The following is a 15,849-nucleotide window of genomic DNA, read 5'->3' as shown; positions in this document are numbered from 1 at the left end:
AATCAGCATCACAGGGTAAACGCATCTAAACGTATTATCTAAGACCAAGATTCCTGCGTTCTGCGCTTTATGCGCAGAATCCAGATCTTTGCCTGCACTAAGATCGCATGGATCCTGCGCATAAAGCGCAGGACGTAGGCAAAAGGGTGGAGATTTATGTTCATAATTTAGATGCGTTTGCCCTGATCAGCATCATTAGTGTTTGTAACTTGTGTTTAAACCGGTTACAATTGCACGTTTTTAAAACCTTGCCTTACTGCGTCACTTCCGAATCAGAAGGCTTTATCCACAAGGAGATACCATGAGACATTACGAAATTATGTTTCTTGTGCACCCCGATCAAAGCGAACAAGTACCAGCAATGGTTGAGCGCTATGAAGGGATCATAAGCAAGCACAATGGCCTTATTCATCGTAAAGAAGACTTAGGTCGACGCCAGTTAGCTTATCCTATCAATGATGTTCACAAAGCTCATTATATTTTGATGAACGTTGAGTGTAATCTTGAAGCACTGGAAGAAATTAAAAACGCATTTAAATTTAACGATGCTATTTTAAGAAATCTGATTACTGTTCAGAAGCAAGCGATTACCAGTGAATCCGTCTTGATGAAGAAAGAAAAAGAAACCAGAACCGCTTAAGAGGAGAACATTGATGTCAGCTTATTTCCGTAGAAAAAAAATGTGCCGCTTCAGTGCTGAAGGCGGTAATGAAATTGATTATAAAGATATTAATCTATTAAAAAATTACATCTCTGAAACAGGTAAAATAGTACCTAGCAGAATCACCGGCACTCAGACTCGTTTTCAAAGACAACTAGCCAAAGCAATCAAACATGCTCGTTTTATCGGTTTATTGCCTTACTGTGACGGCCATAGATAAAAAAATGATGCGTGCGGGCGATTTTATAACGAGACAATGTAAACTGGTGCTGGAAAGCAAACAGCAAGCGATTCTGTTTGCTGTTGTTTTATCCGTCTTGCCTTTTGTCTCCTGGCTTTCCGTAGCTTTGGTTGCTCTGGTTACGTTAAGAAAAGGAGCTAAGGCTGGATTCGAAGTGATGCTACCGGCGCTTGTAATTCATTCAGTACCACTATTGATGTTGGTTCCTGTTGATAGCGCATTGATCAATACTCTGATAACTTATATTCCCTGTTTTGCTGCTGCACTGGCGCTGCGTCAGGCTACCAGCTGGCAAGCAGCTTTCGGAATGTTTTTTATTCAGGCTTTTATTGGTTTTTTCTGCATTCAGCTGATGGTTCCTGATTTTGTTATTGGTCAATTTGAGCAATTCAAAAACCTTTTGGCGCAATTTCAGGAGTACAATCAACTGGTGAATAACAGCATGGACGGTATGAATGCGTTTGTTTTGGCTCAGTTATTTTTTGGCTTACAAATTTTAAGTGTGATTTGCTCTGCTGTAATCTCCTTGATATTTGCACGCTCGATTCAATCTAAATTGTTTATGCCCGAGGGATTTCATAAAGAAGTTCTTGAGTTTCGCAGTGGTCGTCTCGCATTTTTAAGCCTGATTGCCATATCTGTCGCATCATATTATGAAGTGGCCTGTGCGTTAAACTTACTCCCCCTCATTTTAGGTTATTTCCTTTTATCAGGTTTTTCCTTGGCATATTTTACTTTTGCGCGCAAACGACAGTTTAGGGTTGTACTATTATTGGCTTTGATAATACTACTTAAACCGGCTTTTGTTTTATTTGCCTATGTTGTTTTTGGCGCATTGGACAGTTTATTTAATTTTAGATTATATCTCCCGGCAAGGGTGAGAGAATCAACTTAAGGGGTTTTTAAGATGGAAGTAATCTTATTAGAAAAAGTTCGTAACCTGGGTAATCTGGGTGATAAGGTAAATGTAAGGTCAGGTTATGGTCGTAACTACCTGATTCCACAAAATAAAGCAGTTTTTGCTACAAGCAAAAGCATTGAGTTGTTTGAACAAAGACGTGCTGAGCTTGAGAAAAAAGCGCAACAAGCTTTGGCTTCTGCAGAACAACGTGCTGCTAAATTAAACGACATCACTCTAGTCATTAGTGCTATGGCGAGTGATGAGGGTAAACTTTACGGTTCAGTTGGCGTTAACGAAATCAAAGATGCTTTGGTTGAGAAAGCTGTTGAAATCAGTAAGCGTGAAATTGTTATGCCAGAAGGCCCACTACATTCTATTGGAAACTATGTAGTCGAAGTCCATGTCCATAGTGATGTAATCGCTAATCTGCAAGTTGAGATTATTCCCGCCAAGTAATTACACACAATTCGAATTAAAGTGCTGAATACTCTAGTGTTCAGCACTTTACCAAAAACTTGTAGCCTTGATGCAGCGCTAGCGAAATCAAGGTTTTATTATATGTTGCGCATTAAATTATTTTCTAATCCAACCCGTATTGTATTTTCAACATTATTTAAGAACAGAAAAAAAACAACCAGAAATTCGGCTAACTCGGTGCTTGAGCCTATGTGTGGATTTGGAGAGTAATTCCTTGATTTCGCTAACGCTGCATCAAGGCTACAAGTTTTTTGCTTACACATTAAAGATACAAGCCTTGATGCAGCGTAAGCGAAATCAAGGTTTTTTATACGTTGCGCCTTAAATTTTTCTCTAATCCAACCCATATTGTGTTTTCATCATTATTTAAAAAAAAGAAAAGAAGCATGATTTGATGCATGCATTGAAGCCAGAGGGGGAATTATTTGTATCAATCGATTCTTTAAAAATTGTTTCACCTAACAGGAGATCCTCCACCCTCGCTCGCTGCGCTCGGATTCAGGATGACGTGGAAAGTTACAAGTATTTTGGGATACGATTAGTCAACGCCCATAAGGTGTGACTTTATAGATAAATGTGTCTATAATTAGGTCATTAATCAGATGGAACAATAAAAATGCCCAAATCGACATTAAGTACTGAACTATTCATTAAGAAAATAGATGAACTGCAACACGTTATCTCAGCAATTTATAGAGAAAAAAATGTTATAAGTATTAATAATGTTGAAAAGCTTCATGCTCTGACGAATCAGTTTACTGAATTACTGTCCGAGTTTGATCTCTACACTTTGAATTCTAATCAGCAACGAGAATTAAAAAAAACGAGGGAAACTTATCCAAAAAATGATCGCAAAGCTTTAAACACCAAAATACGACTTATGGAAAATGAAAAAGCAAAAGCCAATCTAAAACATCAAGAAGCAGTTCAGGCTCTAAAAATCAAAGAAGAGTCTGCAAGAGAACAACTCGAATCCGCTGTTATAGACCTGCGTGATGCAGCACAAAATGTGCTCACAGCGAATACTACAACCTTTGGCGATCTGTTTAATCGTTATAAATTGCTCTCAGCAAAGCTAAGACAGATTATTGATTCTTTACCTGATGCTGAGCGTATTCAACATACGGCAGATATGACATCTATAGCCCAAAGAGTCAATCTCCACAAGGAACAGATTGATGCACAAGACAGACAGGCTCGAAATGTAATTGAACAAACGGTTAGGAAAACAGTACAAAAGATTTCGAGAATGACTGTGAATGATTTGCTGATTGGTATATTGGGAACTGCAAACAAGCAAGAACTCGCTGAGCTTACAAATCTGCCGTCAATGAAAACAATTACAGATAAAACTGATACAGGAATGCTTGTAGTGGCTGATCTTCCTGTGACTGATCAAACTCAATTAGTTCAAGTGATGATGCAGGCGTTGGCTAAGTCAAAATCTGATAAACCAGGAGTCCTGGGGCAACTGATCAAAGCAATGGAGAAGGATGTTACTGCTCTGATTAAAGGTGAAAAAACACACTTGTCCATTGTATATGATAATGGTGAAGGGAGTGTAGGTAGTTTCCATATAGAAATTGGTAAGTTTATTAACGCCACTCAGACTACCCTTGACACCCTTTTCTTTCAATTGTACAAACAAGACGTAGATGCAGATTCAGGTTTGGTTATGTCACTAACATCACCAACAGAAGTTGGGGCTCTATTGCAATTTAATGAATTTGATATGAATACTGTCTCAGCAACTCAAAGCCTTGAATACATGACTGGACTTGTCATTCAAAATGCTGCCGATCCAATGGTTCTCTCTCATATAATGAATAAACCAGTCAGATCCGAAGAAATGAGCTACTTGACGTCACACTCTACTGAACGTAGGGCGGGGCTAAAACCAGAAGAAGTTATGGGATTTATTGGCGCCATGGCAATTATGCTTGAAGCAGGTAAACAACTTTCGGTTCCATCATCCTCAAAACAACATGAAAAGCCCCTGGCACAAGCAATTACTGGCAGTACCATGGGGCAAATTAAGTACGTACAGACCAATGTAGAACCTAAAGTCTCATCTTCGCAAAAACAGCATGAGCAAATTCTATCACAAGCTCTTCCAGAACAAAAAATATCAGCAGACTCAGTATGTTCTGAATCAACGTTAGATCCAACCAATGATAAAGGCAAACAAGAGATAAATATTTTAGATGGATACCAAGACATTTGTTTAAAAAAGAAGAAGGAATTTGAAGACTTAATTAAAGAGTTTGTCAGAATTAATAATAGGTTAACTCTTCAAGCAGGTAAGAATTCATATCGATATGGACCTGTTTCTACTTTGGCTTCATCTGCATTAAACAATATAAACCGTGCGGGTTCTCAATTTTTTGCGACCCCAAATCAAGAAACATTTAATGCGTTTTATCAGGCATTCGAAAACAGTATAAACCCCCTTGACAAAGAGTTAAAAAAACACCGCAGCAATCCAATCTTCAGCGGTCTTGCGGCTGTTTTAAAGGGTTTAGCGGGTATTATTGCGGCATTACTTGTAGTCCCTGCATTAGCGGTTCAAGCTACGACAAAAAAGGGGTATGTTGGCACTTTTTTCTCAACGCCAGAAACAGTATCATCCAAGGCATTCAAGCCTGTGAAAGAAGGGTTGCAATCGCTAATTGAAGCTGCTGAAAAAAGTGTAAAAGGACCAAAATAATAAATGAATCAATTAAGGTCTGTTAACAATTCAGTGCTGCCAACGTGCCGTGGCTTGACCACGGCATCCAATAGCTCTCAATCATTGGCAAATTTCTTCATATAACTCGCACCATTCGGAATTAAGTTTTTCAATTAGATTTAATTTCCACTGTCTTGGCCAATTATTAAAACGTTTTTCACGGCGAGCTGCTTCAATATATAACTCATCCATTTCATAATAAACCAGCATGTGTAGGTTATATTTGGCTATGAAGCCGGGTATAAATTAATTTTTGCGCTCACAAGTACGCTTAATAAGGTCTGTCATAGCCCCTACATAAAGAGTGCTGTTAGTCAGAACCGTTATATTATGAGTTTGCTCCTCTTAATCAATCTATTAGATAGTTCATATTTTAATTAGACCATCTACTGGATGCCGTGGACAAGCCACGGCACGTAGGCAGAGGTGAATTGTCAACAGACCCTAGTAGTTAATGATTGGTTGGAATTATATATTTAAATCTACACAACCATCCTGTCATCCCGAACTCAAGCATAGCGAGAGTTTGGGACGTGCAAAACCGCAGGTCGGGCGTCTCGCCCGACATTTTCATTTTCTATCATAGTTTTGATGATCAGCAAGGCTTCCATTTTATGTTACAACCAAGACTGGGTTTTTGAACTTCTTCTAAAGGAGTATCTGCAAGAATACAGTCCAGAGCTTTGCGTATTGATTCTCCGGTAACGGGTATTGTGTTTCCTGGGCGTGAATCATCAAGCTGCCCTCGATAAGCCAAGGACAAATCCTTATCAAATACAAAAAAGTCCGGGGTGCATGCGGCATGATATGCTTTGGCTACTTCTTGCGTTTCGTCATAAAGATATGGAAAGGGGAATTCATGCGTACGTGCTGTTGTAATCATGTTTTCTGGCGAGTCATCAGGATAATGTTCTACATCATTTGAGTTAATTGCTAAAAAGCGAATTCCTTTGGGTAGATAATCGTAAGCCAATTGAGTTAGTTCGGCGTTGATGTGTTTTACATAAGGGCAATGATTACAAATAAACATGATTACAGACGCATTGTAGTCAGGTGAGTAGTCAAATTGAATAAAGTTCCCTGAGGTTACATCCAATAATTTAAAATGAGGTGCTTTAGTTCCTAAAGCAAGCATGGTTGATTCGGTTTTACTCATATCAAATTCCAAATTAGTAAAAAAATAGTTTATATAACGCCATAAAGGAAAACAGAGTATTGGTGATAGCCCAGATATAGGAGGCTGGTTGACCTTGATAGCCGTTGTAGTAAGCATAAATCGCAACAAATGAGCTGCCAGAAAAGAAAATCCATTGATTATTAAAGGCAAATCCAAATGCAAGAAGTGCAATGCCGGAAATTCCGATTAATAATAGAAAAAGCGTTTCTTTGCCCACCATTAAGTAAAAAATGAGCAGTTGGATGCACAAAAAAATAGGCAGAGCCGATTGAGTATTGGGGCCTATTCCTAATAAAATTGCCGAATGCCCCGCAACTAATATTAACTCCAAAGCAATAAAATAAGTCAGATTGAAATGAAACGCAGTTAACAGTAAAAACAGAGAGCCAATAATATAGTAAGGCTGTGGGTAATGATGATTGTTGCCATATAATAGAATCAGCGCTCCAATAATTCCTGAAACGATGTAGTGATAATCATAGCGAGAATTAGACACTTATCACCATTTCAAGTAGATACCCTTAGCCACAGAATCCTGGATGATTTCATTCTGGGCCTTGTTGGCGGAAATCCAGTAGTTACCCATATTGCTCAAGGCAAAACGAACTCTGGGATATTGGCACACTTCAAGCACATCACGACAATCAACGGTTATCGTATCTTCTTCTATGTGTTTATAACATTTAAAATTTAAGTTGCTCACATCAGAAGCAAAAGCTGCCCAGTTCAAAGGCTCAATGGTGGCTTGTAATGGGGGACTCATAAAGACATCACCGGTTTCATGACGTTCAAGCTCAATTTTTGCATCTGACCGATTTTGGATCAAATAATAAGATTGCTTACCTGTTTCGTTCAGAATCAAGAAATTATTTTGATAGCCAAAACCCGAAACCTCGCAACCTCTAGGAAAAATTGAAACAGCGTAAGCTGAATTAACGAATAATGCAGACAGCAAAAGTGTTTTATTAATGTAATTAAATGAACTCATAACGTCCTCTGAATACAAATTTTAGTCGCTATTTTAATCATAATCCCGGCAAAGTCTATGCCGGAATTTAAAAAAAAGCTCTATTAATCTTTATTTGCCGATATTTTTGCCTTAATCATGGGTGAATAAGTTCTGTAAAAACTTAAAAATAAATACATGGCAATATAACCCAGAGAGAGGCTTAGCCAAATGGTATTGGTATCAGGATAATATATAAGTAGACATGCCGAACTGACCCCATAAAGTCCTGAACATAAATGCATCAGTAATTTTAGTGTTTTGGAGTCGGTCAGGTAATCAAGCCGTGAAGGATAGACGTACTTGACTGGAACAAAAATAAGCACACAAAACAGCGATAAGAGCAGGGCATTTAGAGTCATGGATGTGTTAAATATGAACATATAAAACACGGCAATATTCCAGTAACACGGAAAACCTTTGAAAAAATGATCCGGTGTTTTGGCATCATCCTGACAAAACTGATAAGCCGATGTGATGGTAATGGCACCAATGATAATTGCTGAGTACTGTGGAGGCAACATGTCGGGCTTGACTAACAGGAAAAAACATGGCGTTACTACATAGTTGAGGTAGTCAACAATATTATCGAGTAAGGCGCCATCAATTTTGGGTAAGACAGTTTTAACATGAGACAAGCGAGCAAAAGTCCCATCAACGGCATCAATAAATACAGTTAGTGCCATTAACCATAATGCAAAAACATATTCTTGCTGGTAAATTTTAGCTAAAGTTAAAACCCCAATGAGTGCTCCGCTAGCAGTAAATAAATGCACCGCCCAAGCAGCAATGTATTGTAGAAGATTAAATGGTGGTTTTATCTTATTCATGGATTTTCCCGGAATTAATTAATCATAGTGCTTTTTCTCAAAAAATCTAAGAATGATGTCACAAAGACACAGCATGGAACTCATGTACTGAGAGTACACCAGAAGCACCATTAACTGAGCAGCAACGTATCCTAAATTAATTGAGATGTTACATTAAAATTAACATCATGATTTATAGTGCTGTTCTTTATACAAAAACAGCCTAGAATATAAAAATAGTACCAACAATCAAAAGTAAAGTGCAAGGAGAGTTGCTCACTTTAGTTAAAATTGTATGAGGTGGGTGATTTAAATTAACAGTATTTTTAAGTCAATCGGGTGACTTTATGAAAATTCAGACCATTAATCCTGCAACAGAGCAACTTTTAGCTGAATACGATTGCTTGGGTGAACAGGCAATAATTGCAAAACTTTTGGCTGGACATCAGGCCTATTCATCCTGGAAAAAAACTCCTTTTGATCTGCGACATAATCTAATGCTTCAATTAGCTGACTTATTGAGTCGGAATAAAGAAGATTTAGCACAAGTGATGTGCGAAGAGATGGGTAAGCCCATTACTGCAGGATACGCTGAAATTGATAAGTGTTCCTGGGTTTGTACTTATTATGCCAACCATGCAGAGTCTTTTCTTGCCCCACGATCTGTTGAAATAGATAAGGGTAGGGCTATGGTTTTTTACCGACCTTTAGGACTAGTTTTTGGTATTATGCCTTGGAATTTTCCATTTTGGCAGGTTTTTCGCTTTGCAGTTCCCACAATTATGGCGGGTAACGGCGCTTTGTTGAAGCATGCACCAATTTCCTGTGGCACCGGAAATCGCATAGAAGCTCTATTTCGTGAGGCGGGTTTTCCTGAGCATTTATTCCAGCATCTCATTGTGGATAACGAAGGCGCATCCGCTGTGATTAAAAGCACTTATGTTTCAGGCGTTACCCTTACCGGAAGTGAGCGTGCAGGCAGTTCGGTTGCCTCGCAGGCTGGTCATTGTCTAAAAAAATCGGTATTGGAATTAGGTGGTTCTGATCCCTATGTTATTTTGGCTGATGCTGACCTCGATCTTGCAGCGCATTGTATTGTGGCTTCAAGATTAAATAATTCGGGACAGGTCTGTATTGCTGCAAAGCGTATTATCGTCGTCAAGTCTATTGCTGAGGAATTAACTCAAAAGATCATGGAAGAGATTTCAACATATAAAATGGGTGATCCTATGAATCTTGAAACGCAGATTGGGCCGCTGGCTCGTAAAGATTTGCGAGATAATCTGCATAATCAAGTAGAAAAATCGATTAAACAAGGTGCTAAATTATTGCTAGGTGGTATAATTCCCGAAGGTATGGGATTTTATTATCCGCCAACAGTACTAAGTAATGTTAAACCTGGCATGAGTGCTTTTGATGAAGAATTATTTGGCCCGGTTCTATCCATTTGCGCTGTTGAAAATGAAGATGAAGCTATTTCCTTTGCCAACAGAAGTCAATACGGCTTGGGTGCTGCAGTATTTACCCGTAACCTGCACAAAGGTGAATGGATAGCGGCTAATGAAATTGAGGCTGGAGTTTGTTTTGTAAACAGCTTTGTGGCATCTGATCCACGATTACCTTTTGGTGGCATCAAGCAGTCAGGATACGGTAGAGAATTATCCCGTGAAGGAATTTTGGAGTTCGTTAATACGAAAACAGTGGCAATTAGCGATTCATAACGATGATTAAAAAAGAAAAAACTCTTTTTATTTCCATTGAATACCAAGAGATTAAGGGTTTTGAGAATAACCTGGAGGTTTTTAATTACCCGGTTTCAACTGCGGCAAATGGCCCAGGTGAGGTTAAAGGAAGCGAATGCACGCCAAGAGGATGGCATAAAGTGTATTCGGTTATCGGTGCAGAACATGAAATCAACAGTGTTTTTGTTGGACGAAAATGGACTGGGGAAATTTATTCAGAACAACTGGCGGCACAATTTCCCGGCAGGGACTGGATTTTAACACGGATAATCCAATTGGATGGTTTGGAGCCAGGACGAAATAAAGGCGAGAACGTGGATACCCTGGAACGGTTTATCTACATACACGGTACGCCTGATTCAACTCAGTTAGGCATACCCGGTTCTCACGGTTGCATCCGTTTAAGTAACACAGCAGTCATTTTGCTGGCTGAATGGGTTACAACGGATACTTTGGTATATATTCAATAAATTAAACAATAATTAATGCTGCAGAGCATATAAAAATCTGACGGGGTGAGCTAATGTCCTATAAATTTGAAGAAGGTAAAGACGTAATTATTGATGCTGTCGTAGAAAAAGTGAACCATTCTATGACCGGAGAGCAAGCCGGTTTTTGCGCCGAGTTTGCCAAGCAATTATATGGAACTGTAGCCCTGGAAGATCTTCGCGAATGGGATGTTGATGATCTTTATGGAGCGGTTGTTAACTTTTGGTCTTTGATTGTTGAGCGTTCGCCACAAGAAACCAAAATTAAAATTTATAATCCTGATTTTGAGCGCCACGGTTGGCAGACAACCCATACCGTTGTTGAAATTATTTGTGATGATATGCCTTTTATTGTTGATTCACTGCGTATGGTAATCAACAGAATGGGGCTTACCTCTCATCTGATTATTCACATGGGCGGTATTCGTGTGAAAAGAGACAGTACCAATCATGTGTGTGAGATTTTGCCCCGAAATGGTTCTGTTTCAGAAGATAAAAAGGTGATTCATGAAGCGCCTATTTTTATTGAAATTGATCGTCAGACAGACCCACTCATATTGGAAGAATTACACAAGAATTTTGAGCGCGTCCTTGAGGACAATCGAGCGGTCTTTGAAGATTGGGAAAAAATGAGAGCTGAGGTCAGAGAAGCAATTGCTGAGCTTGACCATGTTGCCAAATTGGTCGATCCTGATGAGCTTGAAGAAACAAAAGCCTTTTTGCACTGGATAGAAGATCATCACTTTACCTTTCTGGGAATTCGTGACTATGAAATAATCCAAAAAGGTAATGAAACTATTTTACAGGCTATCCCGGCAACCGGTTTGGGTGTTTTACGTGAATCGTTAAGTAAATCGTCCAAGCGCAGTATTTCTGCCATGAATCCTGAAGCCAGAGAATTAACTTTGTCTCCGAGAATATTGGTGATGTCGAAAACCAATACTTTAGCTAGTGTGCATCGTGACGCCTATACCGATTACATTGGCATCAAGCGTTTTAATGCAAAAGGACAAGTGATTGGTGAGCGAAGAATTATTGGTTTGTATACTTCTGCTGCCTATCATACCAACCCCAGGCATATTCCGTTTCTGCGTCATAAAGTGGCATTAATCATGGATAACTCCAAGTTAAATCCACGCAGTCACGCAGGTAAGGTCTTGTTAAATATACTTGAAACCCTACCCAGAGATGATTTGATTCAGGGATCAGAGGATGAACTTCTTGAAATTGCAATGGGTATTTTTTATATGCAAGACAGAAAACGGATTCGTCTGTTTGCCCGTAAGGACGTCTACAGACGTTTTATTTCTTGTTTGGTTTATGTACCTAAAGATCGATTTAACACCGAATTACGTCATGCCATGCAACACATTTTGGCAGAGAGTTTTAATGCAGAAGAAATTACCTTTTCTACATCATTCACTGAGTCGGTACTGGCTCGAATTCATTTTATAGTAAAAGTAAATCCTCAAGATTGCCCTGACTATGACCTGAAAGAAATTGAAAAGAGACTCATAGATGTAGGACGTTCCTGGACTGATGATTTGCAACACTACCTACAAGAAGCTTATGGCGAAGAGCAGGCTAATGCTCTGTTTAGTTTGTACAAAAATGCGTTTCCTATTTCGTACAGGGACAATTTTACCCCTCGCATTGCTGTTAATGACATTAAACACATAGAACTTCTTCGGCCCGAAAATCCTTTAGGTATTAATTTTTATCGACCTTTGGATGAATCAGAAAATAACTTCAGGTTAAAAGTGTATCAGCATGACAGTACTATAGCCCTGTCAGATGTATTGCCTATACTGGAAAATCTGGGATTGAGAGCCATTAGTGAGCGGCCTTATGTTCTTAAATTTGAACAGGGTAAAGTGACATGGATTAATGATTTTGCCATGCAATACAACAAGGTATTTGAATTTAATATCGATGAGATTAAGGAATTATTTCAGAATGCCTTTGCACACGTTTGGTTCGGTGATGCGGAAAATGACGGGTTTAACCAGTTGGTATTGGCAGCGGGACTGGATTGGCGTGAAGTAGCTATCCTGAGAACTTACGCAAAATACTTTAAACAAATTGGTTTCACATTCAGTCAAGAGTACATGGAAATGGCGCTGAATAATAATGTCACCATTGCAAAAAAATTGGTAAGGCTGTTTGAGACTCGTTGTAATCCCGTTGAAATGAGCAACAGAGAATCCCGATTTAATGATTTGACCGCTGAAATATTAAGTGACCTTGATAATGTCTCCAATCTGGATGAAGACAAGATTATTAGACAGTATGTTCAAGCAATAAATGCAACTCTTCGCACCAATTTTTATCAGCTTGATGAACATGGAAAGCCTAAAAGCTACATATCCATTAAACTCAACAGCAAGATGATTCCGGGTGTACCTAAACCGCATCCCATGTTTGAGATATTCGTCTATTCGCCACGATTTGAGGGTGTTCATTTGCGTTGCGGAAAAGTAGCACGCGGCGGATTGCGTTGGTCGGATCGTCGAGAAGATTTTCGTACCGAAATTTTGGGACTGATGAAAGCACAACAGGTTAAAAACTCCGTTATTGTGCCAAGTGGTGCAAAAGGTGGTTTTGTTCCCAAACATTTACCGGTTAATGGAACTCGTGAAGAAATTATGGCTGAGGGTATCAGCTGCTATCGGTTATTTATCAGGGGATTGCTGGACATCACCGATAACTATAAGGATGGCCAGATTGTCAAGCCGGAAAATGTTGTGTTTTACGATGAGGACGATCCTTATCTGGTCGTTGCAGCTGATAAAGGAACAGCAACCTTTTCAGATATTGCCAACTCCATTTCTTTAGAATACGGTTTTTGGCTGGGAGATGCTTTTGCCTCAGGTGGTTCCATTGGTTATGACCATAAAAAAATGGGAATCACCGCAAGAGGAGCTTGGGAGTCGGTTAAACGTCATTTCTATGAGCTTGATATTGATATTTTCAATAATGACTTCACTGTAGTTGGAATAGGCGATATGGCCGGAGATGTGTTTGGTAATGGTATGTTGTTATCAGAGCACATCAAACTCGTAGGTGCCTTTAACCACCTCCATATTTTCATCGATCCTAATCCTGATGCGGCTACCAGTTATCAAGAGCGAAAAAGATTATTTAACTTACCTCGTTCCAATTGGACGGATTATGATAAAAAGTTAATTTCTAAAGGTGGTGGTGTATTCAACCGAAGTGCAAAATCAATTCCGGTTAGTCCTGAAATGCAACAGGTTTTTGACATCAAGCAAACCGAAATTGAGCCCAATGAATTAATCAAAGCAATACTGAAAGCCAAAGTTGATTTGCTTTGGAGCGGTGGTATTGGCACTTATGTTAAATCAAGTCTTGAATCCAATGCCAGCGTGGGTGATAGGGCTAATGATTCTACCCGGGTTAATGCCAAATCTTTGCGTTGCAAAGTAGTCGGTGAGGGAGGAAATCTTGGGTTGACACAGTTAGCTCGAGTTGAATACGCTCTAAAAGGTGGAATGGTGTACACCGATTTCATCGACAATTCAGGTGGAGTAAACTGTTCTGATAAAGAAGTTAATATTAAAATTTTACTTAATACCATCGTTGCTTCTGGTGACTTAACGCCTAAGCAAAGAAATGAGCTTTTAAGTGAAATGACCGATGAAGTAGCCAAGCTGGTTCTTAGAGATAACTTTTTGCAAACTCGTGCTATTAGTTTGTCTGCGTCTCAGGAACTTCGCTCTTTAGAGTTGCAATCACGGTATATGAATGAGCTTGAAAGAACAGGTAAGCTGGATCGCAATCTTGAATTTTTACCCGATGATAAAGCTTTGATGGAACGAAAGCTGATGGGGCAAGGTTTGGGCAGACCAGGTATTGCTGTATTAATGTGTTACAGTAAGACCTTATTAAAAGAACAAATTCTTGCTTCGGATGTTCCAGAAGAAAGTTATATGAATCAAGTGCTTATCAATTCATTTCCTAAGCCTTTGCAAGAACGATTCAGTAAACAAATGCAGGATCATCCCTTGCGTCGAGAAATTATTGCTACACGTTTGAGCAATATCATCGTAAATGAGATGGGCTTTACTTATGTCTATCGTTTGCAAGATGAAACAGGAGCTTCTGTTGCGGCCATAGTCAGAGCTTATATGATAGCGAGAACGGTTCTTAATCTTGAGTCTATCTGGAAACAAATTGAAGAGTTGGGCACAAACATCAGCGCACAAAAGCAAATTGATATGATGATGCTTTATGTTAGGCTTTCCAGAAGAGTGACTCGATGGTTTTTACGAAATCAAAGAAGAACTTTAGACGTAAGTCATACCATTCAACTGTATTCCAAGGGCGTTGAAGAATTTAAAAAAGTAATGCCTGCGGTATTTGGGGAAGCAGAGCAAGTTCATTATAAGGAACATTATGATGAGTTCATTAGTGATGGAATACCTGCCTCTTTAGCCCACGAGCTTACAGTGACTCGAGGATTATTTGCGGCAACTGACATCATTGAACTGGCACATTTGAATAATATTGATATTAAACAAGTGGCCGAAATTTATTTTGGCCTCAGTGAGTTCCTTGATTTATCATGGATTAGAACTCAGGTGATTATTCATCCTACTGAAAATCATTGGGAGTCATTATCCAGAGAGGCATTGCGTGATGATTTAGATTGGCAGCAACGTCAACTTACTTCAGGAATTATGAGTTTTGATACCAAAAATAAAAATCTTGGGGAGCGATTGGAATCTTGGGGTATGAAGCATGCAGATTTAATCGAGAGATGGCGTTTTATTCTAAACGATTTAAAATCCAGTACTGCTTTAAACTATACGATGTTCTTTGTGGCGATTAGGGAGCTGCTGGATCTTACTCAAACTGCGTTGCAGTCTTATTCTCAGTCAGATGAAGTTCATTAATTAATGGATATTCCATGCCCTGGTCGATAAGACTATGGCATGGGATTTTTAAATACAGTTGGTTGATATAACCAATAATTCAAGGAGTGATTAAGTGAAGCAAACAATTGATGCCGGGTATTCGTCTGTAACCAAATTTTTTCATTGGTTAATCGCTTTGCTGGTAATTGGTATGTTGTGTATGGGTTTTTTTCTGGAGGACATTCCAGAACAGTATCAGGGAACTGCATACATGCTGCATAAATCAACAGGCATTACTTTGTTATTTTTAATGCTTATGCGTGCTGTTTGGGTGGGTATTAGTGGAAAACCAGCGTTACCTTCTTCAATAAAACCGTGGGAAAAAAAGTTAGCTCGTTTCGTGCAGTATGGGTTTTATGTTCTTTTATTTATTATGCCTATGAGTGGCTGGATTATGTCAGTTGCAGCAGATCGAGTTCCTTCATATTTTGGTCTGTTCAAGATGCCTTTACCATGGATAACACCTGATACTTCTTTAGTTGAGTTGATGAAGGACTCACATGAGGTGATTGCCTGGATTCTGATATTATTCATTTGTTTGCACGTTCTGGGTGCTTTAAAACACCATTTCATAGATAAGAATAATATTCTTAGACGAATGTTGCCGGGTCAAAAATGATTGACTTGATTTGATAGTTAATAAAGTTGTTCTTGATGACTGGTTTATATAATTTAATCCTCA

General features: G+C 39.0%; 13 protein-coding genes and 1 pseudogene. 9 read left to right on the top strand and 5 right to left on the bottom strand.

The genetic code is table 11. The features are described 5' to 3' along the window. Positions 1-301 precede the first annotated feature (301 nt). The 5 genes from rpsF (at position 302) to Lwor_RS11090 (ending at position 4,987) form a co-directional block, all read left to right on the top strand. Positions 302-640 (top strand): 30S ribosomal protein S6, encoded by a 339-nt coding sequence (rpsF, locus tag Lwor_RS11115; RefSeq protein ID WP_058493943.1) that lies wholly within the window; start codon positions 302-304, stop codon positions 638-640. Between the two features lie 13 nt (positions 641-653). Further along, on the top strand, positions 654-881 hold the full coding sequence (rpsR, locus tag Lwor_RS11110; RefSeq protein ID WP_058493942.1) for a 30S ribosomal protein S18: 228 nt from the start codon (positions 654-656) through the stop codon (positions 879-881). A 4-nt stretch (positions 882-885) separates the two neighbouring features. Next, positions 886-1,797 carry a hypothetical protein gene (locus Lwor_RS11105; RefSeq protein ID WP_115091100.1) on the top strand — a complete coding sequence of 304 codons (912 nt, stop codon included), beginning with the start codon at positions 886-888 and terminating at the stop codon, positions 1,795-1,797. A gap of 12 nt (positions 1,798-1,809) precedes the next feature. Continuing rightward, a complete protein-coding gene (gene rplI / locus Lwor_RS11100) occupies positions 1,810-2,259 on the top strand; it encodes a 50S ribosomal protein L9 (RefSeq protein WP_058493941.1) in 450 nt (149 codons plus the stop codon). An 811-nt stretch (positions 2,260-3,070) separates the two neighbouring features. Next, entirely contained in the window at positions 3,071-4,987 is a 1,917-nt protein-coding gene (locus tag Lwor_RS11090; protein ID WP_147279881.1) for a hypothetical protein, read from the top strand. Positions 4,988-5,068: 81 nt separating this feature from the next. Here the strand turns inward: Lwor_RS11090 and Lwor_RS14155 are convergent. The 5 genes and pseudogenes from Lwor_RS14155 to pcsA all read right to left on the bottom strand — a co-directional run bounded on the left by Lwor_RS14155 (position 5,069) and on the right by pcsA (position 8,021). Further along, positions 5,069-5,296: pseudogene (locus tag Lwor_RS14155) on the bottom strand (GIY-YIG nuclease family protein). A 307-nt stretch (positions 5,297-5,603) separates the two neighbouring features. Continuing rightward, positions 5,604-6,164: a thioredoxin family protein gene (locus Lwor_RS11080; RefSeq protein ID WP_058493938.1), complete on the bottom strand. Its 561-nt coding sequence runs from the start codon at positions 6,162-6,164 to the stop codon at positions 5,604-5,606. Between the two features lie 13 nt (positions 6,165-6,177). Then, complete coding sequence (locus Lwor_RS11075) at positions 6,178-6,681, bottom strand: hypothetical protein (RefSeq protein ID WP_058493937.1); 504 nt, start codon at positions 6,679-6,681, stop codon at positions 6,178-6,180. Positions 6,682-6,684: 3 nt separating this feature from the next. Then, a complete protein-coding gene (locus tag Lwor_RS11070; protein ID WP_058493936.1) occupies positions 6,685-7,173 on the bottom strand; it encodes a hypothetical protein in 489 nt (162 codons plus the stop codon). Between the two features lie 83 nt (positions 7,174-7,256). Next, on the bottom strand, positions 7,257-8,021 hold the full coding sequence (gene pcsA / locus Lwor_RS11065; RefSeq protein ID WP_058493935.1) for a phosphatidylcholine synthase: 765 nt from the start codon (positions 8,019-8,021) through the stop codon (positions 7,257-7,259). 326 nt (positions 8,022-8,347) lie between these two features. Here pcsA and Lwor_RS11060 point away from each other — a divergent pair, with 326 nt between their 5' ends. The 4 genes from Lwor_RS11060 to Lwor_RS11045 all read left to right on the top strand — a co-directional run bounded on the left by Lwor_RS11060 (position 8,348) and on the right by Lwor_RS11045 (position 15,786). Further along, entirely contained in the window at positions 8,348-9,721 is a 1,374-nt protein-coding gene (locus Lwor_RS11060; RefSeq protein ID WP_058493934.1) for an NAD-dependent succinate-semialdehyde dehydrogenase, read from the top strand. A gap of 2 nt (positions 9,722-9,723) precedes the next feature. Continuing rightward, positions 9,724-10,212 (top strand): L,D-transpeptidase, encoded by a 489-nt coding sequence (locus Lwor_RS11055; protein WP_058493933.1) that lies wholly within the window; start codon positions 9,724-9,726, stop codon positions 10,210-10,212. Positions 10,213-10,265: 53 nt separating this feature from the next. After that, the gene (locus Lwor_RS11050; RefSeq protein ID WP_058493932.1) at positions 10,266-15,146 is read left to right on the top strand and encodes an NAD-glutamate dehydrogenase; all 4,881 of its coding nucleotides are present in this window, start codon (positions 10,266-10,268) and stop codon (positions 15,144-15,146) included. A 94-nt stretch (positions 15,147-15,240) separates the two neighbouring features. Continuing rightward, entirely contained in the window at positions 15,241-15,786 is a 546-nt protein-coding gene (locus Lwor_RS11045) for a cytochrome b (RefSeq protein ID WP_058493931.1), read from the top strand. The last annotated feature ends 63 nt before the right edge of the window (positions 15,787-15,849 follow it).

It is taken from the genome of Legionella worsleiensis, assembly GCF_001467535.1.
In the GTDB taxonomy this organism is placed as follows: domain Bacteria; phylum Pseudomonadota; class Gammaproteobacteria; order Legionellales; family Legionellaceae; genus Legionella; species Legionella worsleiensis.
The sequence above is the reverse complement of the archived record's forward strand: the minus strand, read 5'-3'. Positions and strand labels throughout refer to the sequence as shown.

Excerpts from the sequence above, each read along its gene's own strand:
- Lwor_RS11060 (WP_058493934.1), top strand. The coding sequence starts at position 8,348 with ATGAAAATTCAGACCATTAATCCTGCAACAGAGCAACTTTTAGCTGAA.
- Lwor_RS11055 (WP_058493933.1), top strand. The coding sequence starts at position 9,724 with ATGATTAAAAAAGAAAAAACTCTTTTTATTTCCATTGAATACCAAGAG.
- rplI (WP_058493941.1), top strand. The coding sequence starts at position 1,810 with ATGGAAGTAATCTTATTAGAAAAAGTTCGTAACCTGGGTAATCTGGGT.
- Lwor_RS11105 (WP_115091100.1), top strand. The coding sequence starts at position 886 with ATGATGCGTGCGGGCGATTTTATAACGAGACAATGTAAACTGGTGCTG.
- Lwor_RS11050 (WP_058493932.1), top strand. The coding sequence starts at position 10,266 with ATGTCCTATAAATTTGAAGAAGGTAAAGACGTAATTATTGATGCTGTC.
- Lwor_RS11070 (WP_058493936.1), bottom strand. The coding sequence starts at position 7,173 with ATGAGTTCATTTAATTACATTAATAAAACACTTTTGCTGTCTGCATTA.
- pcsA (WP_058493935.1), bottom strand. The coding sequence starts at position 8,021 with ATGAATAAGATAAAACCACCATTTAATCTTCTACAATACATTGCTGCT.
- rpsR (WP_058493942.1), top strand. The coding sequence starts at position 654 with ATGTCAGCTTATTTCCGTAGAAAAAAAATGTGCCGCTTCAGTGCTGAA.
- Lwor_RS11080 (WP_058493938.1), bottom strand. The coding sequence starts at position 6,164 with ATGAGTAAAACCGAATCAACCATGCTTGCTTTAGGAACTAAAGCACCT.
- rpsF (WP_058493943.1), top strand. The coding sequence starts at position 302 with ATGAGACATTACGAAATTATGTTTCTTGTGCACCCCGATCAAAGCGAA.